20 protein-coding genes are annotated in these 21,806 nt (G+C 53.8%); 10 read left to right on the top strand and 10 right to left on the bottom strand.

What is annotated here, in order from left to right; genetic code table 11:
• The first annotated feature begins 16 nt into the window (after positions 1-16).
• From F1728_RS09945 to F1728_RS09925, 5 genes are all read left to right on the top strand, one after another.
• On the top strand, positions 17-835 hold the full coding sequence (locus tag F1728_RS09945) for a DUF2314 domain-containing protein (RefSeq protein ID WP_155363967.1): 819 nt from the start codon (positions 17-19) through the stop codon (positions 833-835).
• Positions 836-852: 17 nt separating this feature from the next.
• Positions 853-1,311 (top strand): NUDIX hydrolase, encoded by a 459-nt coding sequence (locus F1728_RS09940; RefSeq protein WP_155363966.1) that lies wholly within the window; start codon positions 853-855, stop codon positions 1,309-1,311.
• Between the two features lie 68 nt (positions 1,312-1,379).
• Positions 1,380-1,772: a hypothetical protein gene (locus tag F1728_RS09935; RefSeq protein WP_155363965.1), complete on the top strand. Its 393-nt coding sequence runs from the start codon at positions 1,380-1,382 to the stop codon at positions 1,770-1,772.
• A gap of 188 nt (positions 1,773-1,960) precedes the next feature.
• Positions 1,961-2,254 (top strand): hypothetical protein, encoded by a 294-nt coding sequence (locus F1728_RS09930; protein WP_155363964.1) that lies wholly within the window; start codon positions 1,961-1,963, stop codon positions 2,252-2,254.
• Between the two features lie 278 nt (positions 2,255-2,532).
• The gene (locus tag F1728_RS09925) at positions 2,533-3,330 is read left to right on the top strand and encodes a phytanoyl-CoA dioxygenase family protein (protein ID WP_145181055.1); all 798 of its coding nucleotides are present in this window, start codon (positions 2,533-2,535) and stop codon (positions 3,328-3,330) included.
• A gap of 49 nt (positions 3,331-3,379) precedes the next feature.
• On the opposite strand, the gene F1728_RS09920 is transcribed toward F1728_RS09925, so the two are convergent.
• The 5 genes from F1728_RS09920 to F1728_RS09900 form a co-directional block, all read right to left on the bottom strand.
• A complete protein-coding gene (locus F1728_RS09920) occupies positions 3,380-3,955 on the bottom strand; it encodes a hypothetical protein (RefSeq protein ID WP_155363963.1) in 576 nt (191 codons plus the stop codon).
• A gap of 90 nt (positions 3,956-4,045) precedes the next feature.
• The gene (locus F1728_RS09915; protein ID WP_155363962.1) at positions 4,046-4,207 is read right to left on the bottom strand and encodes a hypothetical protein; all 162 of its coding nucleotides are present in this window, start codon (positions 4,205-4,207) and stop codon (positions 4,046-4,048) included.
• Between the two features lie 116 nt (positions 4,208-4,323).
• Positions 4,324-5,358, bottom strand: a complete 1,035-nt coding sequence (locus tag F1728_RS09910) for a DUF1559 domain-containing protein (protein ID WP_155363961.1) — start codon at positions 5,356-5,358, stop codon at positions 4,324-4,326.
• 287 nt (positions 5,359-5,645) lie between these two features.
• A complete protein-coding gene (locus F1728_RS09905) occupies positions 5,646-5,888 on the bottom strand; it encodes a hypothetical protein (protein WP_155363960.1) in 243 nt (80 codons plus the stop codon).
• Between the two features lie 1,066 nt (positions 5,889-6,954).
• Positions 6,955-9,423, bottom strand: a complete 2,469-nt coding sequence (locus F1728_RS09900; protein WP_155363959.1) for an MMPL family transporter — start codon at positions 9,421-9,423, stop codon at positions 6,955-6,957.
• A 344-nt stretch (positions 9,424-9,767) separates the two neighbouring features.
• Between F1728_RS09900 and F1728_RS09895 the strand changes: the two genes are divergently transcribed.
• Positions 9,768-10,982 carry a C45 family autoproteolytic acyltransferase/hydolase gene (locus F1728_RS09895; RefSeq protein WP_155363958.1) on the top strand — a complete coding sequence of 405 codons (1,215 nt, stop codon included), beginning with the start codon at positions 9,768-9,770 and terminating at the stop codon, positions 10,980-10,982.
• Between the two features lie 86 nt (positions 10,983-11,068).
• Here F1728_RS09895 and F1728_RS09890 read toward each other — a convergent pair whose 3' ends face one another.
• Positions 11,069-11,950, bottom strand: coding sequence for an NAD(P)H-hydrate dehydratase (locus tag F1728_RS09890; protein ID WP_228030607.1), 882 nt, complete (start codon positions 11,948-11,950; stop codon positions 11,069-11,071).
• A 393-nt stretch (positions 11,951-12,343) separates the two neighbouring features.
• Here F1728_RS09890 and glgP point away from each other — a divergent pair, with 393 nt between their 5' ends.
• Together glgP and F1728_RS09880 are read left to right on the top strand one after the other, a co-directional pair.
• Complete coding sequence (gene glgP / locus F1728_RS09885; RefSeq protein ID WP_145181059.1) at positions 12,344-14,497, top strand: alpha-glucan family phosphorylase; 2,154 nt, start codon at positions 12,344-12,346, stop codon at positions 14,495-14,497.
• A 309-nt stretch (positions 14,498-14,806) separates the two neighbouring features.
• A complete protein-coding gene (locus F1728_RS09880; RefSeq protein ID WP_155363956.1) occupies positions 14,807-15,679 on the top strand; it encodes a sugar transferase in 873 nt (290 codons plus the stop codon).
• Here F1728_RS09880 and F1728_RS09875 read toward each other — a convergent pair.
• From F1728_RS09875 to F1728_RS09865, 3 genes are all read right to left on the bottom strand, one after another.
• On the bottom strand, positions 15,636-16,118 hold the full coding sequence (locus tag F1728_RS09875) for a hypothetical protein (RefSeq protein WP_155363955.1): 483 nt from the start codon (positions 16,116-16,118) through the stop codon (positions 15,636-15,638). The two genes, F1728_RS09880 and F1728_RS09875, sit on opposite strands and share 44 nt — an antisense overlap.
• A 246-nt stretch (positions 16,119-16,364) precedes the next feature.
• The gene (locus tag F1728_RS09870) at positions 16,365-17,651 is read right to left on the bottom strand and encodes a Gfo/Idh/MocA family protein (RefSeq protein WP_155363954.1); all 1,287 of its coding nucleotides are present in this window, start codon (positions 17,649-17,651) and stop codon (positions 16,365-16,367) included.
• Between the two features lie 54 nt (positions 17,652-17,705).
• A complete protein-coding gene (locus F1728_RS09865) occupies positions 17,706-18,386 on the bottom strand; it encodes a 3-keto-disaccharide hydrolase (protein ID WP_228030605.1) in 681 nt (226 codons plus the stop codon).
• A 231-nt stretch (positions 18,387-18,617) separates the two neighbouring features.
• Here F1728_RS09865 and mtnA point away from each other — a divergent pair, with 231 nt between their 5' ends.
• The gene (gene mtnA / locus F1728_RS09860; RefSeq protein WP_228030603.1) at positions 18,618-19,712 is read left to right on the top strand and encodes an S-methyl-5-thioribose-1-phosphate isomerase; all 1,095 of its coding nucleotides are present in this window, start codon (positions 18,618-18,620) and stop codon (positions 19,710-19,712) included.
• 21 nt (positions 19,713-19,733) lie between these two features.
• Here mtnA and F1728_RS09855 read toward each other — a convergent pair whose 3' ends face one another.
• Positions 19,734-20,480, bottom strand: coding sequence for a hypothetical protein (locus F1728_RS09855; RefSeq protein ID WP_155363953.1), 747 nt, complete (start codon positions 20,478-20,480; stop codon positions 19,734-19,736).
• Positions 20,481-21,068: 588 nt separating this feature from the next.
• Between F1728_RS09855 and F1728_RS09850 the strand changes: the two genes are divergently transcribed.
• A complete protein-coding gene (locus F1728_RS09850) occupies positions 21,069-21,716 on the top strand; it encodes a hypothetical protein (protein ID WP_155363952.1) in 648 nt (215 codons plus the stop codon).
• Positions 21,717-21,806: the final 90 nt, after the last annotated feature.

Here is a 21,806-nt window from a genome sequence, read left to right as displayed (position 1 = left end):
GCGAGGGTGATCTGCGATGGGGCTTGAAGACAACATTGCAATGAGCAAAGGGGATGATCCGGAGATGCTGGCTGCGAGTCAGCAGGCGCGGAAGACATTCAAGTATTTCTGGCGGGAGCTTTCGTGGGAACGGCGGCGGATTTTACCCGCGCTGGATTTCGCGGCAGTGAAAGTGGGTTTCACCGATGAGGGGATGTCCCCCGACGATCCTGAGCTGGAACACATGTGGGTGAGTGATGTGGAGTGTAATGGTCGCGAGCTCATGGGCACACTGAATAATGACCCCGAGTGGGTGACCAGTGTCAAAGCCGGAGATCCGATCTGCGAGCCGCTGTCAGCACTTTCGGACTGGATCTTTTCCATCCGGGGGCGGGCTTATGGCGGGTTTACCGTCAACCTGATCCGTTCGCGGCTGCCTGCCAGTCAGCGACGGGCACACGACAAAGCATGGGGCATGGAGTTCAGCGAGCCCGATGAGATCGAGGTGGTGTATGTGCCTACTGAGCCGGTCGGTTTTCTGGGGCGACTGCTGGGCAAGAAGCCGGTGATCGACCCGGAAGAGCGGAAGCTGAATATGCTGGAACATCCGATGTGTATCAACATGGGAGATTCTCTGCGGGAAGCCTTGCAGCAATCCAAAGAGATGGTGTATGAAACCGATGACGAGGGCTGGACGATGCTGCACCGCGAATCGCTGGCAGGCAATGGTGTGGTCGTCAAAATTCTGCTGGAAGAAGGTGCCGACCCGACGTTAAAAACCCCCGAAGGCGATACACCATTCACGCTGGCCAAACGCTTTGGCTGGCGACATGTGATGAAACTGCTGGAGAAGTGAGTCAGAAATAAATTCTCATGACCGATATTACACTGGATTTGAATAACTACCGCGTGAATCTGCGGGTGGCGGCGATTGTGCGTCGGGAAGAAGAGGTGCTGTTGTGTCGGCCCGTGGATCGGCAGTGGTGGTATCTGCCGGGGGGACGGATCAAGACGAATGAAGATTCGCTGACCGCCATGCATCGGGAGCTGACCGAAGAGATTGGTCCGGGGTTTGAAGTACTGCGTCCGGTGATTGCGGCGGAGAACTTCTTCGAACTGGAAGGACGGAACTTTCACGAACTGAGCACCTATTACGAAGTCGCCTGGCACGGCGAGGAACTGGCGGGGACGGAGGAGAACGAACTCGAAGTCTTCGAATGGTGTCCCCTGTCAGAGCTGTCCGGTCTGACGCTCAAACCGGATTTTGTGATCCCGCGAATTCTGGAGCCCCGCACCGAACTGGAGTTGATTGTGCACAGGGACAACGGGTGAGTCACGGAGATTCCATTTCTCTCGCAAGTCATGAAGTACGTTACACGAATGACAGGACGCACCATTCTGTGAATCGACAGCTAGAAACAGAAATCTTTCAGCGGTTCATTCAGAAAGCAAAAGTAGATCGTTTTCTGTGGATGCTGGAGTCGCCCGGCCGTCGTCGACGGATTCTTGACGACCTGCGGGATCTGCGATACTTTGATCGTACTTCATGTGAGGAATTGACGGGTGCAGCGAAAGAGTCAAACGCACTCATTGAGAGGCTCACCAGTCTCCAGGTGAGAGATCCGTTGTATCTCATCTGTTCTGATGAAGATTACGACGGTACAGAGCATGATCTGATTCCCTTTGTCAGGGAAAGGCTTTGGCAGATTGATGAGGTGATAGGCTACTGTCGTCAGTCCCGCGTTGGTTTTTTTAAGAACCATGAGGGATGGTTTTATATCCTCTCAAAATAATCACAGGGCAGGTCTATTCGCATTCTGACCGTGGTACTCTGTCAGTTTCCTGTTCGCTGCGCTCACCCCGAATTGCATGCGGGGCCACCCGATTTATTAGCGATCCCAGGGTACTATTCATCGGATTTTTTATAAGGAAGAATGACATTTCTGTTTCACAGCAGGATTTGAAACTGGATCTGGAACTGGTGAGCTCAGGCGCGGGGAACCCGGTGTTTCGGTTGGCGTTTCACTCCAGTCGTGAACGGCTGCTGTTGCCTTACCCCGAAGTGACAGGGCTACAGTTCATGGATGAGGGCGGGGAGCTGGTAGATCAGTGGAGAGCGGGATATCTGGTGATTGCCCCAGGGGACGAATTTGTGCTGCGGGAGGGGGACCGGATTGCCTTTGACTTGACGGTCCCCCTGGACAGTCAACCGACGTCGGAGCAGATCTGGTCGCTCAAGTTACCCTCGGGTCGCTTGAAAGTGCGCTATGTCTAAGAAGTGAATGCAGATAAGGAACGCTACGATTTCCTGGCGAAACGTTCCCGGTTTGCAGCGATTACTCAATTCTGGGGTGGCCGGGTAGAGTCGACGGTAGTCGACTTCGAACGTTAAGGTCTGGGGGCGACGGCGCTTGAGTGCCGATCGGCAGATAACTTAATTTCACTACTTTAATTTTCCAAATCGGAATTGTATGATAACGGCATGAGCCGGGCCGGATCTGGCGTGATTGATCCGGTGGCCGGTGCGTGTCTTTATGATCAGAGTTGGAAACCATGGCATCACCATCACAGTCCCTGTCTCAGGAGCGGCTGTCTGCGGAAGAAGTTGAGAAATTCGAGCAGGACGGCTATCTGATTTTTCGGAATCTCTGTCCCGAATCGCTGCGGCAGGAGATGCTGGCGGCGACGCAAGAGGGACTGGCGCAGGTTGTGGAGCCGGTCGAGTATGAGGCGGATGTCGAGTATCCCGGTTCACCCGCTTCGCGGCAGGTGATTGGCGGGGAGACCGTGCGGCGGCTGAAACAGGCTCACAGCCGGGGGATGAGTTTTACCGATCTGGTGAACCACCCGGCGATTGTCAATCGTCTGACTCCGCTGCTGGGGGACGACTACGTCATGCCGCTGGCGCACCATAACTGCATCATGACCAAGCAGCCGCAGTTCAGCAGCGATACGTTGTGGCACCAGGATATCCGTTTCTGGTCGTTCGAGCGGAAAGAGCTGATCAGTGTCTGGGTGGCACTGGGGGAAGAGAACCGGGAGAACGGCTGTCTGAAGGTGATTCCCGGAACACACCGGATGGAATTCGGTCCCGAGCGTCTGGACGAGCGGATCTTTCTGCGTCCGGACCTGCCGGAGAATCAGGCTCTGATTGAGACCGGTGTGCTGGCAGAACTGCATCCCGGGGATGTGCTGTTTTTTCACTGCCGAACTTTTCATGCGGCGACGCGGAACTTTACCGATCAGCCCAAGTTCTCGGCCGTGTTTACGTTCCGGCCGGCTGATAATCCGCCGGTGCCTGGTTCGCGGTCAGCGGCGCTGCCGGAGTTGATTATTCATACGCCACGCTGAGGTGCAGATCCTGTGGATTGGCGGGTCGATAAACAGATATTTCCTCGGGTCAATTCAGGTAATCATCGCTGACGGATTTCTTTTCGGCCTGATCCTGCTGTTTGTCGGAAGCCTGATCTCGTGGAGCGGCCTGGGCAGGCGGATCCTGAGGGCGGGCATTTCCAATGAGTGGCGGAGTGGAATCAACATCATCCGAATTGGCTTCTTTTAATTTCCTGGCCAGGACATCTGGATCTTCAGCAAAGGCAGGGCCGTCAAACGATTTCAGCGTATGGTCTTCGTTTTCGACCAGCGTCAATTGATACGAATCACCTTTAAAGAGGCTGAACCATCGATAGTGATAGGTATTCAAGCCTGCTGCATTTGGCTGGGGGCCTTCCTGCTGGCTGAATCCGACAAGTAATCCGCGGGCCTCGTCGATGGAAACATCGCGCAGCCCGTTGGCGACCTTTTGCAGTGCGGAAATCGACGCATCGTATCGCTGTTTCGCACGATATTCGATGACCAGGATGACGAGTAAGATTAGAATTGCTCCCCAGACAATGACGCGTTCGATGGGATTGCGTTTCGCCTGAGAACCGGACTCCGGCTGTGAATCATTCTGCTGATTTTGATCCTGGTTCATGAAACTTTCTCTGAATCGAGCATGACAGAAAAAGCACCGCCCTGATAGGCGGTGCTCATGAAAGGTAAGGAGAGCCTGATAAGCCCATGTTTAATCAATTTTAGCCGGCAGGAGTTCTTCCATTTTCTCCCCTTCCTGCTTCATCTCTTCAATGGACTGTTTTTCTTCCTCTTCAGTCAGTTCGTCGCTGCAGCCATAAAAAACCGGGGCCATTAGTGCCGTAGCGCAGAGACACCATGCAAACCACTTCATCTCACACTCTTTCTATAAAGGGATGTTGAAGACACCAGCCCGCACTATCAAACGGGCCTGTGTCATTAAGAATGACGCTCGGGGATCGTTGAGAACGTACGGTGTGGAGTTCGGTCTCAGAATTCTCCGATGACTTCACCGCCATTGTGAGTGTTTAGTGCCATCCAGATACCACCGGACCTGGGATCACTCAAGCCAATGGAAGTGGTATCGGGCCAGGGTGTCGTGTCGATACTTTCCGAGATAAATCGCACTGCTCCGTCAGCCATCAGGTAAAACGCGCCGCCTTCGTGGACACTTCCCGAGCCGGGCCAGTTGGCGTTGGGGCCCCAGGCAGCCAGGTAGGTGGGCTGGAAGGCGTAGGGAGCTGATCTCCACCATGTCGCCGTTGCAGGACTTCCACCACGGGGTGTTCCTTCCGGGTCAAGCAGGGGGCCTGCATTGACATCTCCATTGGAGTTGGTTGCCAGTAACGAGGCTCGAAATACGCCATCGTTTCCCCGTCGTGCCGTACCCGTCCCACTTGTGCGAATCGCTCCATCTTTGTAACCGTGTGCAGAGACTTCGCCCACCATAATGGTATTGGAAGTGCCATCGACGACGTCACGTACTCCTACGGGAGTCAGGATTTCAAAAATACCACTGAGACGGTGACCGGGTCTGCGATGCCAGTCGTAGCCTTCCGATCCGGCGTAGTTCGTCCAGGCAATATTATGTTTATTTGCACCGCCATAGCCAGGATCGCTGGGACAGAGTAGTTGTGGTAGTAACGTGGAGGCGATCCGCTTTCCACTGTTATCAGTCTGCGGCCAGAGGGGCACAGAAAAATTGATCTGATTGTAGAGGGGGGCCTGGTCAAAATAAGGCAGAATCATTGTGATCCAGGAATAGTTCAGAGGCTGTGTTCCGCCGTTGTCGATGTTTGGATAACGATAGATGGCGGAAGGTGGAAACTGTTTGAACGTGCTGTGATAGTTGTGTAAGGCGAGACCAATTTGTTTCAGGTTGTTTCGGCATTGAGTTCTGCGGGCAGCTTCGCGGGCCTGTTGGACAGCCGGTAGCAGCAACGCAATTAAAATGGCAATGATTGCAATCACTACCAGAAGTTCAATTAATGTGAATCCACGCCGTGAATTGCTCGATCGAGTCATGGGGCACCTTCAGATAAAAGAACAGAAGTGAAAATAGATGAGATCAAATAGACAGGCTTACTTTAGTATATAACTACACGGGTGATGCGTATAAATCAATAACATATCATTGAATTACGTACAAAATAATATATGAGATTAGTTAATTAAAAAATGATTTATAGAATACATATGGATCTGCATTGATTGTCTGATTGATACATTTCGCATCCTGATCATTGCCCGATCGATATGAACCCGTTGCAAAGAAGTGCAGATTGCGTGGCAGCTGAAATTAGCGGCCCTGATTACGAGTCGGTTACTGGTTGATGTGCGTTGGTTACGCTTCCTCTATGCGCGTTGACGCCGATCGGTATGATTTCCTGCGCTGTTTTCGATTGTGCGGGGTCGAAGGAGTTGTTGCGGGGAGAAAGGCTGACGCTGGTTCTGGTACCGGCGGCTACCGCCGTGCCGCTCAGGGTAGGTGGGGCGGACAGTGCTTCTCTTTGGACGTTGATACTGGTGGCAGGTCGCCAGGTGGGCGGACACATGGGTACCGCCCCTGCGTTTAACAGGGGTTGGTTTTTCTGCTGTGGTTTGTGCTCTTGCTCTGTCAGTTTCCTGCTCGCTGCGCTCGGCCCGAATTGCATTCGGGCCCATCCGGATTTGTGGGTGAAATGGCGTTTGTCATCGGTTTCTGTATTCGTATTCACGATGGTTACCGGCGGCCAGGTAGCGTTTCTTAATTCGGATGATATATACCAAAGACGTTTCAACCGGGGCTAACGCCCTGCGGCTAAATTTCTTTTCTGCTGTTGAAGTCCTGAAAACAAGTGTAACAGCATACCCTCGGCCACGGTGGATACTTACATAGCTAACGCTGTCGACCTTATGATCACGTAGAAAACTATTAAATAAACGCTACCTGGCACCTTGCCGCTGAGGAGTCACCGTTTATGGAGGTCCATTGGATGTTGAAGCGAATGGCGTTTCGCGAGGCGGGTTGGCACACAGGTACTGCCGCTGCATTTTGTTTTGATCGTGAGGCTGATTGTGTTGAACGGCGGCGGGAAGTCAAGACAGAATTTTGTCCCGATGTGGCCGGATTTTGTCCTCTTGTGTCGTAGATTTTGTCCTGGTGTGGCCGGGGTTTGTCCTGGTGTGCCGTGAACAAAGTGGGGAGAACATTTCGCATGGGTTCCAATTGTTCCAGTGGAGACAGAGTGAAAAGCAGCGTTGATTCAGGTGGAAACGGGGCACTGGTGTTGCGTGTTCCGGTGCTCGCCGACCTGCCTCGCGCGCGAGCCAGAGGGAGTAGCATACGATTCGGGAGAGGCGAATCAAGGGGAGTCTGTTCAGCGGTGAGTGCGGGAGGTTCAGTGGTGATATTGTCAGGTCAGGGAGGGCGAGGTTGTGGGAAACGCTCATGATTTTATGCTGACGGATTCCAGGTCGCTGCGTGCGGTTCGGATTGTATTCGGGATCTCCCGGTTTTGGGAGCGGTTTCTGGATCTTAGTCAACCGTGGTTACCGGCGGCTAGCGCCTTGCCGCTCAGGGGGATGTTTCATTTGAAACGCCGTCACGGGTTATCTTGTTTGGATTATCGCCAGGCGGAATTATTTGGTGTGGGAGGTATCGAGTTCGGGGCGGGGATTGGTTTCCAGGAACTGGGCGGCGCCGAGGTACTTGCCCCAGGAGCCGAAGTAGCCACGATAGAGCATGATCAGGTAAGCGGGAACAATGATGGGGCGGATGATGAAAGTATCGAGCAGAACGCCGAAGGCGAGGGCGAAGCCCAGCTGCTGCATACCGACCAGGGTACCTGCCATCAGCGAGGAGAAGGTTCCAGCCATGATGATCCCGCAACTGGAGATGATTCCGCCGGTACTCTTGAGGGCGGAGATGACGCCTTCAACGGGGGCGAGGCGTTTCTGTTCTTCATCGATGCGGGTGATGAGGTAGATATTATAGTCTTCGCCGACCGCGATGAGGATCGTGAAGAGGAACATGGGCACTTTCCAGTCGAGGCCGGCAAAGTTCTGCGGGTCGAGTGCCCAGAAGACGGCGAAGGTGATGCCGAGTGTGACGAGGTAACTGAAGAAGACACTCACGATGAGGTACGCGGAGATTGCAGGTCGTCTCAGCAGGATGACCAGGATGATAAAGACGCTGGCGAGCACGAGGACATCGATGCGGGCCTGGTCCTGGTCGGTCACATTTTTCAGGTCGCTGATACTGGCGGTGGCACCGATGTAATACAGGTCGGTGTTTCCTTTGAGTTTATCGGGCAGACCTTTGTTGACGGCGGTCTTCACGCGTTCGAGCTGTTTCATGCTGTCGTGCGAGAAGGGATCTTTCTCGAGGATCAGGTCCATGCGGGTGACATGATTTTCGAGTTCGGGTTCCGAACTGACGTAATAATTTTTGATGAGCTTGATCCGGCTCAGGGCGCCAATCTTTTTGAGGCCGGTGAGGTTTCTGGCCTTCTCCATTTCGTCGGCGGCACCGATGCCGAACGGCTTGGTCATGTTGCGGATGTCAGCGATGCCGAGCTCGTCTTTCTGGTCGAGCAGGGAAGCGGTGAGTTTCTCGATGGCATCGCGGCCTTCCGCGTCGGAGAAGTTGATGTCGGGATTCTCGAACAGCAGGGTCAAAGGTCCGGTGGCACCGGCAGGATAGTGTCCCTGGACGGCCTTGGTGCCGATGACGCTGGGGTCTTCACTGGGCAATTCCGAAAGCAGACCGTAGCTCAGGTTGCCATAACAGGCGAGGCTGATCAATGCGAAGGGGAACAGGACCAGGAAGGTGGTGAGCCAGATTTTACCGGGGTTCTTGAGCAGTCCCTGCGAGACCGTTTCCCAGACAGAGCCGGCCCAGTTGCGCTGCATGAGGCGGGCCATGACGCTGGACGGGGTGAGCCAGCCTGCGGAAATGGCGACACGTTCATTGAAGCTTTGAGGCCAGTAAGCGAAGCGTCCCGCCAGGCAGAGCAGGGCAGGCGTGAGGGTCAGGGAGGCCATCAGAACGAAGGACAGGCTGAGGGCCATGGCGACACCGGCCTGCTGAAATTTACCGAACTGGGCGAAGACCATCATGCCGATACCGCACATGGTGGTACCTGCACTGGCGGCGAGAGCCGCACCGACGGTGGCGATCGAGTTGGAAATCGCTTCTTTAAATGTACATTCTTTTTCGAGTTCCTCGCGATGGCGGGCAATGAGGAACAGACAGTAATCGACGCCGGCCCCGTAGAGGATGACGGTCACGTAAACTTCAATGCCGGAGAAGAGTCCGACCCAGCCCCAGTCTCCCAGGATCGCCAGTACGGAGAGGGCAATCTGTACGGAAACAAAGACGGTAAACAGCGGGATGAGTGCCAGGATCGGTGCGCGATAGATGATGATCAGGAGCAGGATCACGAGCAACACGGTCCAGAGTTCGGTGGCTTCGGCGCTCTGGTTGGCAGCGCGGATCATATCGCGTCCAACGGTGGCGATACCGCTCAACGAGATATCCAGTCCGGGCTCGATCGTCTGTTTGAATGCTTCGTCATTCTGAATCAGGTTTTCGATACTCTCGACGGTCTGCGCGTTGCTCTGATCGAGAAATTCGGTCGAGAGTTCCACGATGACCAGCGACGCTTTGTTGTCTTCACTCTGCAGCAGGTCGCCGATCGATTTATCGGTATAAGTGCGGATGCGGGAGATGTTCGATGTCAGGGTCTGACTGTTGTTGTCTTTGCGTTCGGTTGCAAAACCGCCCTGTTCTTCCGCAATTTCTTCAAGCCGGGGTTTGAGGGTATCCTCAATGAATTTCAGGTCTTTGGGGCGGAGTCCCTGGTCGCCATGTTCGCGACGGACAACGAGCACGATGCTGCTGGCCAGCAGGTCATCGGGAAAGGCGCGTTTAAAGAGTTTCTCACCCTGCAGACTGGGCGAGTCGGCGGGCATGAAGGCAAATTCCCCGTTTTGCACAACACTGGACCACTCGGGCGCAACGTAAGAGACACCGGCGACTGCCAGAATCCAGAAGACAAGAAAGACTTGCCAGTAGCGGACAACGGTGTTACCCAGAACTCGAAACATAGGGATTGCTAACAAGGGAGCTTAGGATGAGACGTAAATCAAGCCCGACAGCGACTCAGCTGTTGCTGAGGAGTTTTTGAAACCCCAGCCTGAACTGTAAGGTATCAACGGTAACTTACAGGGCTTTGTGTGGGTTAATCTTCACACATTCCGGTAGCCGTTTGCAAGTCCAAGGGGCTTTGATTTGTGATCAAGGCCTGAAAACTGAGTTTATGTTCATTTTTTAATTGAGTTTGAGAAAATAGATTTTGTAAGACTGAGTGATTCTGGCATAATGAGGCAGACCGGAATTCACTTCTCATCAACCACTTCCGATCATTGTGACAAGAACAAAGGATCTTCTCATGCTTCGTAATCCGCGCCATTTAACAGGTATCAGTTTTCTTCTGTTTCTGGCCCTGATCTGTCTGTCAGCACGACCCGCTGCGGCTCAGACGATTGCCCGCTGTGGTGATGGCTGGCTGGAAAAAGTGGATGGCTACCTGGTGTTGCATCTCAAAGGGACGCATTACGAAATGGGTTACCAGCAGGGAGTTCTGCTGAAGGAGCACATCCGCAAGAACATGTATAACCTGTTGAATGAGAAGGGGGATACGACGCTTGTGGATTTCGGTCTGGTGAAACTTAAGCCCCGCCAGGCGATTGAAACGGTGATTCAGATCCAGAAACCATATACGCCTCAGAAGTATGTCGACGAAATGCAGGGGCTGGCAGCGGGGGCGGAAATCGCTTACGAGGATGTACGGGCGACGAACTTCATCCCGGAGATGTTCCACTGCAGCGGATTTTCACTGGCGAACACTGCGACGAAGGATGGCACCCTGTATCACGGTCGTGTGCTGGACTATGCGTGTGACTGGGGACTGCAGGATCATGCGGTGCTGGTCGTCGCAGAGCCGAAAGGAGGCATTCCATTTGTGAATGTGACCTATGCGGGATTCATCGGTTCGGTCACCGGAATGAATATGAAGTCAGTTTCGATTGGTGAGATGGGCGGCCGCGGACTCGGGCACTGGGCCGGAGTACCGATGGCGTTTCTGGTTCGTGAAGTTCTGGAGACAGCTAAAGATCTGGACGAAGCGATTGCGGTCTTCAAAGACAACTATCGCACGTGTGAATATTATTACGTGATCGCGGACGGCAAAACGAATCGCTCGGTCGGGATGGCGACCAGCTGGGAAAAGATGCAGGTGATTCAACCTGGCGAATTTCATCCGCTGCTGCCGAACCCCGTCAAAGATGCGGCACTGCTGTCTGCGGGAGACCGCTACCAGGAACTCTCGAAGCGGGTGAAGAATGGCTATGGCAATTTCACCGCTGAGTCTGCAATCGAGCTGATGAGCCGTCCGGTGGCGATGAAGTCGAACCTGCACAACGTTTTGTTTGAGCCGAAATCGACGAAGCTGTGGGTCGCGAATGCCAGCACCGACGGTCAGCCGGCTGCGAATCAGAAGTATTTCAGCTTCCAGTTATCGGAACTGCTGAAACGGAAGCCGGACGCGAATTCGCCCCAGTATCCGATGCCTGTGGCACAGGAAGTCTCGCAGAAGACAAAATAGGCCCGGTGCGTGTTTACTGGTGTCCGATGTTTCGCTTTTCGGTTGCGTGGCGATCTGTATGATGCGCGGTGGCCGACGGCAATCGCTCACTCACTCGTCTGATTGGCGAGGATTTCGTGCCAGGCATCGGGGAGGTAGTCGATCAGGTCAGCGGCGATCATGGCGGGTTGCGTCAGATCGTCAGCAGCCAGGTCACCGGCGAGGCCGTGCAGGTACGCTCCCAGTTGGGCGGCGTCAAAAGGGGGAAGTCCCTGACCGGCAAGGGATGTGGTCAATCCGGTGAGGACATCGCCTGTGCCTCCGGTCGCCATGCCTGCGTTACCGGTTGGATTAACGGCGATGCGGGAGCCATCGGTGATGATGGTGCCTGCGCCTTTGAGGAGTAGGATGACCTTGCGCTGCCGGGCGAATTCCAGCGCATGAGTTTCCCGGTTAGCAGTAATCTCTTTGATACTGACGTTGGTGAGTCGCGAAAATTCGCCGGGGTGTGGCGTCAGAATTCGGGGGCCGGCCGGATCGGGGAGAGGTGAGTCTGCTGCGGCGAGTGAGTTCAAGCCGTCGGCATCGACAATTAATGGTTCTGTGAGTTTCTCATACAGGTGCAGCGTCAGATCGCGGACCCAGGGACGTTGACCACAGCCGGGACCGATGGCGACGGCGTCGAAACCGGACAACTGGTCGAGCAGATTTGAGCGGGACTCGGGAGTGAGCTGATCTTCGGAGTCCATCTTGAGCGGAATAGTGAGGTAGCAGGGATTGACTGAGGCCACAATGGATTGAACCGAAACAGGAGTCGCGATGAAGACCAGCCCCGAGCCGCCCCGCAGCGCAGCCATGCCGGACAGACAGGCGGCGCCAGTCATGCCGGGACTGCCGGCGATGATCAGAACTTTGCCGAAGGTTCCTTTATGCGAGTCGGTCGTGCGTTGGGGAAGGGAAGGCAGGTCTGAGATGCGCTGAATATTCATATTAAAATCTTTCAAATCCGGCGGACCTGATTACAATGTGTTCGCTTTTCATCAGCCTGAAGCGAATCGAAATATGATCCAGGGCTGATATTGAAAGCATTGTAGCAAACCGGAAATCGGGGTGCAGGGGTTAGTCTGGGTTGGCTGGGAGAGACAGGTTGAGGTCCTTCATTTTCAGATCGCGTTAACCTGTTGAAAGATTGGTTGTTAAGGCTCCCAGACGACGTTGAGATCATTATACTTTGAATACCTTTTTTGAACGGACTACTTTTTCTATCATAATCCAGAGATCGCAGTTACGCGATGACTCCGGGGGCAGCAGTCAATCAGTCCCGGGATCGTTCTGGAGGATGACGGACTCGCATAAATCGAAATCGATTGGATGGATCTTCAATGCCAAGCAAGAAAACTGTGTATGAGAAGCTATGTGACCTGGCCGGTAACCTGTGGTGGAGTTGGCAGCCTGACGTTACTCAGATTTTTCATCTGATTGACCCGGATCGATGGGCGGATTTAAACCATAATCCGGTGCTGCTGCTGGAAGAATACAGCCCTGAACAACTGGAAAAGAAACTGAGCAGCCTGAGTCTGCACTCCCGCGTGAACGTGGCTTATCGTCGCTGGCGGGAGTATATGGAGCGTTCGGAGACCTGGGGGTCGACCAACGCGACCATTCTGGGGCACCGCTGTGCGGCTTATTTTTCCGCGGAATTCGGGATACATGAATCGCTGCATATCTATTCCGGCGGTCTGGGGGTGCTCGCGGGTGACCATCTGAAAAGCTGCTCTGACCTGGGACTTCCCCTGGTTGCCGTCGGTTTGTTCTACGGCGAAGGTTATTTTTCACAGCACATCGACAAAGAGGGCTGGCAGCAGGAATCGTACACGGAAGCCAAGACCAAAAATCTGCCGATCTCTCCCGCTTACACTCCTGATGGTAAACCGGTGATGATTTCCGTGGCGACCCGTTCGGGTGAGATTTTTGCGAAGGTCTGGCGAATTGACGTCGGTCGTATCAAGCTGTACCTGCTCGATACCGATGTGCCGGAAAACAGTGAAGAAGATCGAAACCTGACCGCGCGTCTGTATGGCGGCGATCAGCGGACGCGTATCCGTCAGGAAATCATGCTGGGCATCGGCGGTGTGCGGGCCCTGGCGGCGATTGGAATCAGTCCGAGTGTGATTCACATGAATGAAGGTCACTCCGCTTTTGCACCGCTGGAGCGGATCCGTGGTCGGATGCACGAAGATGGTTTCTCGTTCGACGACGCTCTGCGTGATGTGGCGGCATCTTGTGTCTTCACCACACATACCCCCGTACCAGCCGGACACGACCGGTTTGATGCAGGCCTGGTGGAAGAACATGTGGGACCGCTGGGAGATCAGCTAGGTCTCGACCATCATGCGTTGATGGGACTGGGACGCGTCGATCCACAGAATGAAGGTGAGACCTTCTGTATGACCGTGCTCGCATTCAAGCTAAGCCGACTGGCGAATGCGGTTTCGAACCTGCACGGAGTTGTGAGCCGCCGGATGTGGGCATCACTCTGGCCGTGGCGGAGTGAAGAAGAAATTCCCATCGGACATATCACCAACGGGGTGCACATGCCGACCTGGCTGGCAGCTCCCATGCGTGTGATTTACGACCGTGTCTTGCCGACCAAGTGGTACTATCGAACCGGTGAAGCCAGCGTCTGGGCGGGTATTGAAGAGATTACCCCCGGGGATTTGTGGGAGACACATCAGGCGTTGAAAAATCGTCTGATCATTTACGCCCGCGATCAGCTGGAAATCCAGGCACGGCGGCGTGGGACTTCGGAAGAAGAAGTTGGCCATCTGCGAAATGCACTGAACCCGGACGCGCTGCTGATCGGTTTTGCCCGTCGGTTCGCGCCTTATAAACGTGCGGACCTGGTGATGAAGGACATGGAAAACTTCCTGAAGATCATCGAAGATTCCGAGCGGCCCGTGCAGTTCATCTTTGCCGGTAAAGCACACCCGGCTGATGAGCGGGGTAAGCAGATTATTCAGCGGATCTTCAAGCTGACCCAGGAACCGCCGTTCCGTGGGAAGATCGTGCTGCTGGAAGATTATGACATCAACCTGGGACGTCACCTGGTACAGGGTGTTGACGTCTGGTTGAATAACCCGCGGCGTCCTCTGGAAGCATCGGGTACCAGTGGTCAGAAGGTGGTGTTGAACGGTGGCTTAAACTGTTCCATCCTGGATGGCTGGTGGGCGGAAGCCTTCGATGGCAGCAACGGTTTTGCGATCGGCGAAGGTCGGACACACGTCAATCAGGAGATTCAGGATGACCGCGATGGTGTGAACCTGATGCGGGTGCTGCGTGATGAAGTCATTCCGTTGTACTACGATCGAAACTACGATGACCTGCCTTTAGGCTGGATTCACCGCATGAAACGGGCGATCCGGACACTGGGCTGGCGGTTCAATGCGGACCGGATGGTGATGGACTATGCAGAGAAAATGTATCTGCCCGCCGCCGGTGGTCTGTCCAGCCAGATCAAGGGAGATTCCTCTCTGTAGACGGAACTGATCAATTCCACAGTCATAAAAATCGCTACAACGGTCACAGGAGAGATGATCATTATTTCTCCTGTGACCGTTTTTTTATTAGGATCTGACAAAGCTGAAAGCGAAAGGGGATGGACTCGTAAATTCTGTGCTTCCCGGGAAACATGGGGGACAATCGGGAGCTAATTTTTAAGTGAACGTAGTTATTCGCGAACGGGCCGACGGCGAAAGCACGGGCAGGAAGTTAAAGCCAGCCAGTTGCTTATGAGGTAACAAGTCACGGCCTGCTCAAAATCTCCCGGTAGCAGAAAGCGTTTCCCCATGAGTTCAGTGCTGGCAAATCAATCAAAAACTCCGGTCAAAGGTACGATCCCACCCGGAGAACTTTCGGATCTGGTGAAGGGCTATCTGGATGTGGAACTGTGGCGTTCCACGGGATGGCTGACCCGGCTGCATCTGGAAGAGCCGCGCGTGGATGTACGGTGTCTCACAGAGCGGACCCGACTGGTCAAGCGGTTGATGGATATCATCGTATCAGCGACGATGCTGGTGATCCTGTCGCCGTTACTGCTCACGCTGATCGTACTGGTCAAGCTCTCGTCACCCGGCCCCGCCATCTTCAAACAGACTCGCGTTGGTCTGAATTACCGGAAGAAAAATCGAAACGATCGACGTCAGGAACAGGTTGATCTGGCAGATCTGAACCTGTCCCGGGATCGTCGTGTTGCCGGCAATGACCGTCGCGATGAGCGCGGTTACGGAATGCCGTTCACGTTGTACAAGTTCCGTACGATGAGTGTGGATGCAGAAAAGAACGGCGCACAGTTCGCTGTTAAAGGAGATCCACGCGTGACGAAGCTGGGACGCTTCATGCGAAAGACGCGACTCGATGAACTGCCGCAACTCTGGAACGTACTCAAAGGCGAGATGTCACTGGTGGGGCCACGGCCGGAACGGCCAGAGTTCATCGAAGGCTTAAACAAAGAAATTCCAGGCTACATCGATCGGCTGGGGCTGAAGCCCGGGTTGACCGGAGTTGCTCAGATCGTCAACGGCTACGACAACAACGTGGAGAGCTTCCGCAGAAAGGTCTCTCTGGACCTGATGTATCTACAGAACTGCTGCATCTGGAATGACATTAAGATCCTCTTCAAGACGATCCGTGTGATTCTGACGGGGAGCGGGGCGCTGTAAGCGCGTCGGAATGTTTTCCATTCAGGGAATTCAGGAATCGACCAATTTCAGGCCAGTAGAGGAAGAGGAACGCACCGAGGAGCATTCCCAGGGCCTGTCGACTCAATTGTTCCCAGACAATATCGGCTGGGAGCAGGTCCAGGTATTCTCCTTTTTTGAATCGAAACATCGGACCGGTACATGCTGCGAACATCCATCCGACTGTAATTCCAGAAAGTGCCAGCCAGAGGGAGGTACGCTCTTTCCAACTGGCAATCAGGGCGGCGGACAGCGCGCTGCCGAAAATCATCCAGAAGCAGATGGTGTTCTCACTGCCGCTGATGACCTTTGAAAATTCCCAGTAACGGACATGCGCAATCCAGTACTCGTGCGCATGAAAACAGCCCAGTCCGGTGCCGAGAAGAATGCAGAGAGAGATCATGGTTTTGAAGCGAAACATGCCGATCTGCTTTCAATAGAACTCCCTTGATTTTAATGAATTGTCGTTTCAACTCCCAATAAATTCGTGCTGAGTACCGGATCTTTACCCTGTTTTCTAACTGAACAGTGCAACAACTTCAGCTTGAGCCGCTGGTGCCTTCGCGTAGAATGCGATGCGTTTTAAAAATGGTGATGCGGCATTCAGCAAATAAAAAACGCCCTGTTGCCAGGGCGTGGGTGAAATCCAGTGTCGCTGGGTTAGCGATCAGGTGGTTTCCGGGAAGTGGCTGAGTTCCAGAGTATTGGCAGGAGCCATCTTCTCGTTTTCGGTATCCCAGCCCATCATCTGTCCGGACCGCCATGATTCGTTGGCCATGTTGACGGCGACAACACCAGCCAGTCCGAGTTCAGTCGGGCAGTTGAGTGGTTCGCCATTCCGCAGATGATTTTGCAGGTTTGTATGATGCAGCTTCGTATCTTCTGCACCCGACTTTTTGTGTTCCGCAAGCACTTTGCCGTCTTTGTCTTTGGCAACCCAGCCTTCACGGGTGAAGTAGAGCGTGCCGCGATAACCACGGATCAGGTGATCGATGCCCACCCGGTTACTCATGGTACCCAGCACGTAAACGGTCATGCCCCGCGGGTACTCGCAGATCATCTCGAAGTTGTCCGGCAGGTTGCGACCATCATTCCACTGCCAGATTCCGCCCATCCCAACGACACGTCGTGGATAGAGAAGGTTACAGGCCTTCATGATGCGGGTGATACGGTGAATGAACAGGTCGGTGCAGATCCCGCCCGAATACTGTCCATAGTTCCGCCACTCGAAGTAGTGGTGCGGGTTCCAGTCGATCTTCGGTGCTTTACCGAGCCAGGCGTTCCAGTCAAGATCGGCCGGTTTGGGTTCATTGTCTTTCAGACCGGGACGACGCCAGGGACCCTGTTCGCCGTAACGACGCACGTATTCGATCTGGGCCTGCACCACCTGACCGAGTACTCCCTCTTCGATGGCCTTAGCCGCGGAAGAGTAAGAATCGTCAGACATGCCCTGCACACCAACCTGAATCGGCAGCTTCGTCTCTTTCTGCTTTTTGATGACAGCCTGAGCTTCGGGGATGCTGTGCGTCATCGGTTTTTCACAGTAGACGGCTTTGCCGGCGTCGAGGGCATCAATGGTCATCTGGGAGTGCCAGTGTTCCGGCGTTGCGATCGTGACATAGTCGATGTCCTTGATCTCGAGCACTTTCTGGTAGTCACCGAATGCGTGTTGTGCGCCGGTTTTGGTTTTGCCTTCTTCTGCGCGGGTCTGCCAGCAGTCGGCAACGGCGATCGCTTCGAGATTATTCTTATCTTTGATCGCGTTGAACGTATTCATGTGGGCGTTGGCCATGCCACCCGCACCGAGAAAGCCGATGCGAATTCGATCGTTGGCGCCCAGGATGCTGGCATAACTTTTTGCGGTCCAGGCCAGACCGGCGGCTGCGGCACCGCCGGTGCGGAGGAAACTTCTGCGCGTGACTTCGCTGGAAGCCGGTTGCTGTTCAGAGCTCATACGTACTTTTCCTGTTGTCGTTGTGTGAAGGATCTGATTCCGTCTGGAGAGCGACTATTTCAGTTCTTTGATACGGAAATCTTTGAACTCGATTTCGGCGCCATGGCCGCACAGACAGATATAGCCTTTGTCCCGTTTGAGACCGGGGTGATCTTTGTGATCGATCGTGCCATTCTTCTTGGCGTCTCCCATGTCGTAGTCCAGAATAACAGTGCCGTTGAGGGTCACTTTGACATGGTTGCCATTCACGAGAACTTCCTGGGTGTTCCATTCTCCTACAGGATTCAAATAGCCACGCTTGGCAGCAGCTGTTCCGTAGAGCGAACCGTGGTACTGATAGTCCTGCAGCTTGGCATATTTTTCAGCGGTGTTATCCAGGATCTGAAGTTCTTTACCGGCATAAGCAGGGCTGGTTTTCGGTTTCAGAGGAACGTGGAAACCGATCCCGTTGTTGGCACCGGCGTCGAGTTTGAAGTCAAAACGCAGCACGAAGTTGGAGTATTCTTTATCGGTGAAGAGATTTCCGCCACTTTCTTTCTTGCTGATCAGCATGCCATCTTTGACGAAGTACCCGTCGGTCGCACCTTGCCAGCCATCCAGATTCTTACCATTGAAGATGCTGACGAAATCGCTTTCGCAGTGTTCTTCAGCGCTCAGAGGTGCAGTCACGGAAACCATCAGACCGGCGATGGTCAGCAGAGAGAGGGTAAAGATTTTACGGGCAGTCAGAAGCATAGCGTTGATTCCTTGAATTCAGCTGTTATTCAGTTAGGCAGGAAGGAAAAATCCTGTGATATTTAAGGATCTTTAAAAAGGAGAGTGTTTTGAGCATACCAGACACAGATTACCAGAATCAATGGAAAAGCTCGTGAAACCACAGGGTTTTTTGTTTGAGGTGATTTCGATTAGAATGCACTTCAGACGCATCCTTAAGCCAATTGATTTCTCACATCAAATAGAAGACGAATGAATATGAATACCGAGCACGAGGCCGCTTCCGATGTCGCCACACTTTACTGGGTGGGTGGGACAGATGGATATCTGAAGATGATCGATCAGACCCTGCTGCCGACCGAGTATAAAGAAATTGAATGTCGAGATGTCGAAACGGTTTGGGAAGCGATCAAGAAGTTGCGCGTACGCGGTGCACCAGCGATCGGGATCGCAGCCGCCTATGGTGTCGTCGTGGGTTTGCAAACGGAAGCAGGCACCTCGCGTGCGGAATTTGATCAACGACTGAAAATCGTTGCCGAGTATCTGGCTGGGAGCCGGCCGACGGCGGTGAACCTGTTCTGGGCACTTGATCGATTGCAGAAGCTGGCTGCGGATTCAGCGGATCTGGACAGCGGTGAAATGCATGCGTTGCTGCTGGAAGAAGCACGGCGGATTGAAGTCGAAGACCTGGAGATGTGTCATAAAATCGGTGAAGTAGGAGCGGCGCTGCTCTCTCCCGGTGATGGTGTGCTGACACACTGCAATGCCGGCGGTCTGGCAACTTCGGGTGGAGGGACGGCCCTGGCGGTCTTCTTCGAAGCGGCCAGGCAGGGGAAGGGGATTCACGTTTACGCTGACGAGACCCGTCCGTTATTACAGGGCGCGCGACTGACGACCTGGGAACTGATGCAGCGGAATGTCCCCGTGACTCTCATCAGTGACTCGATGGCGGGCTGGGTCATGAAAGAAGGCAAGATCCAGGCCGTGGTGACCGGAGCAGACCGGATCGCCGCTAATGGTGATTCCGCGAATAAGATTGGCACGTATTCCGTCGCGCTGCTGGCAAGCCTGCACGATATTCCTTTTTATATCGCCGCGCCGTCAAGTACGTTCGACTTAAGCCTGGAAAGCGGTGCCGAGATTCCGATTGAGGAACGGCAGCCGGAAGAGATCACCAACGGATTTGGCAAACAGACTGCGCCAGAAGGAGTTGATGTATACAACCCTGCGTTTGATGTGACACCGGCAAAGTTCATTCGGGGCATCATAACCGAACGGGGACTGATTCAGCCTGTCACGACGGAGCAGGTGCTGCGTGTTCTCAATTCAGAACCGGTACAGAGTTGAACCCGGGGTTGAAGCCTCTGATCAGCGGTTAATGTAAACCGGGTTCTGGTTGTAGCCGGGAGCATTTGCAGGATACTTCGGCTGCATCTGCTGAGGTTGTTGCTGATATTGCTGTTGCTGGTACTGCTGCTGTGGGTACTGAGATTGCTCGTACTGTGGCTGCTGATACTGAGAAGACGACTGCGGGAAGTTGCGCGGTTGAGGCTGATATCCGCTCTGGGGCTGGTAATTATTCTGTGGCTGGTAGTTGTTACTTTGCTGCTGGTACTGCACCGGCACCATGCCCCGCTGTGGTTGATAGTAAGAGGTAGAGCTCTTCTCATCGATACGCTTTTCCTGGAACTCCCGTTTGCGTTTCTGGATTTCTTCGATGTCTTCCTCGCGGGGAGGCAGAGCGTAGTTCTTCCAGGTTGCCTGTTCGTGGTATCGATTCCAGAAGTGCTGCGAGTAAGCCAGCTGTGGTGTAATTCCCCAGCCGTTGGCAGTCTGGGTCTGAGACAGTACGTGCCGGTAGTTATATGGCTTGAAGTAGTGATAGCCACTATAAGGGGATATTTCCTGGAAATAGCCGTGCTGCCAGGGGTATTGCGAATCGAACGGGTAAAGTGGATCCCCGAAGATGCCGCCCGTGACTCCGGCGCTGGTCATAGGGGTACCCGCATCGTAGGGAACTTCAGTCATACCGTAAGCACCATAGGTCTGGTTGGGGAGCGATGGGTCACCGCCGACAGCGGCCGCGATTGCCAGAGCGAGAAAAGTGGTCGACATAGCTGAAATTCCTCTGTATGAAAAACAGAGTCCCTGTTTATCTGAAACCGTAATAATTGGGTGATTTCGTCAGCGCAAACTGATGGCGCTGGTATTTACTTTATCGGATTTCGTAGCGGCCGTACCTTCAGGTTCATCCCAAAATTCACAGCGGGTAGATCACATACGCGCGCTACAACCTGAATATTTTCAAATCGGGTTAGAGTATCCAGTCAAACTGAACCGGCAGATTCTGCCGAAACCGGGGCGGGAACGCCTCGATTTATAGAGATTCCCGTTCAGGCTTCAAAAAATGGTGTAGGTTTGAGTGTCATCGCGAAAAGCTCCCCGCTGGTGTGATGCGCCATGATCAATTCAGCGGACTCGGAATGCTGTTCAGTTCCAGAGTGTATTTCTCAACCGGGAAGTCTGGGAATGAACTGGAGTTTTTGGCGCTCATTCATAAATTGAACATAGATCTTTCAGGCACGTCTCTTTACGGACGTGCCTGCTGACGAGCGATCATCATCATTGATGGTGTTTTTAACTAGATACATGAGGTAGAAGAGACTTATGAAACCACATGCGAAAATATCATCTCTGATATTGATGATCTGCATTTGCGCCAGCCCCTTATTTGCAGATGATTCACTTATTCCCGGCGCCGATCTGGGGAAAGCAGGGACATTGCCCCCACCTCCCCCACCGCGGGGAGTCGCTCCGCAGCCCGATCCGGCTGCGAATGTGCCTTCACCTTATAATACGCCTGCTCCTTATCACAATCTGCCACAACAGCAGCAGCCTCAGGTACCTCCCCAGGTACAGCAGCAACAGCAGGGGAATTATCCCCCCGCGGATCCGGATGCGTTGACTCATCCCGTGCCAGGATATTCGGGAGGCCCTTATGTTAAAGGAGGCAATCAGTACTGGTTGCCCAACAACCAGGTACCTCAGGTGGGGAGTCCTTATTACTATAGTGCGACACAGGGAGCCGGCGGAACCTACGGGATGACAAGCCCTCAGGTAGGGATTCAGGCCGGCCAGACGTGGTATGGCGGTCATGGCGAAGTCAATACGGGGCAACAGAATCAGGCATTGATGGGAAGTGGGGGGGATCCGTATACACGGCACTTTGGCCCCGGTTTCTACCGCTCTAATGAATACGGCCACTACTACTTTCCGTCATACAGCTACCGTCGTCCCTGGTACAATCCGGGAGCACCCACTTACAACCGCGATACCAATTACCGTTGGTAAGTCTCGACAAAACGACAACTTAGAGTAACTGATTATGTTTTGATATCAGGCCCGGGTGGCGAATCCCGGGCCTTTTTTTATGGACTGTGA

Origin of the sequence: Gimesia benthica, from assembly GCF_009720525.1 — a bacterium.
Lineage (GTDB): Bacteria > Planctomycetota > Planctomycetia > Planctomycetales > Planctomycetaceae > Gimesia > Gimesia benthica.
This window is presented reverse-complemented; position numbering and strand designations above follow the sequence as displayed.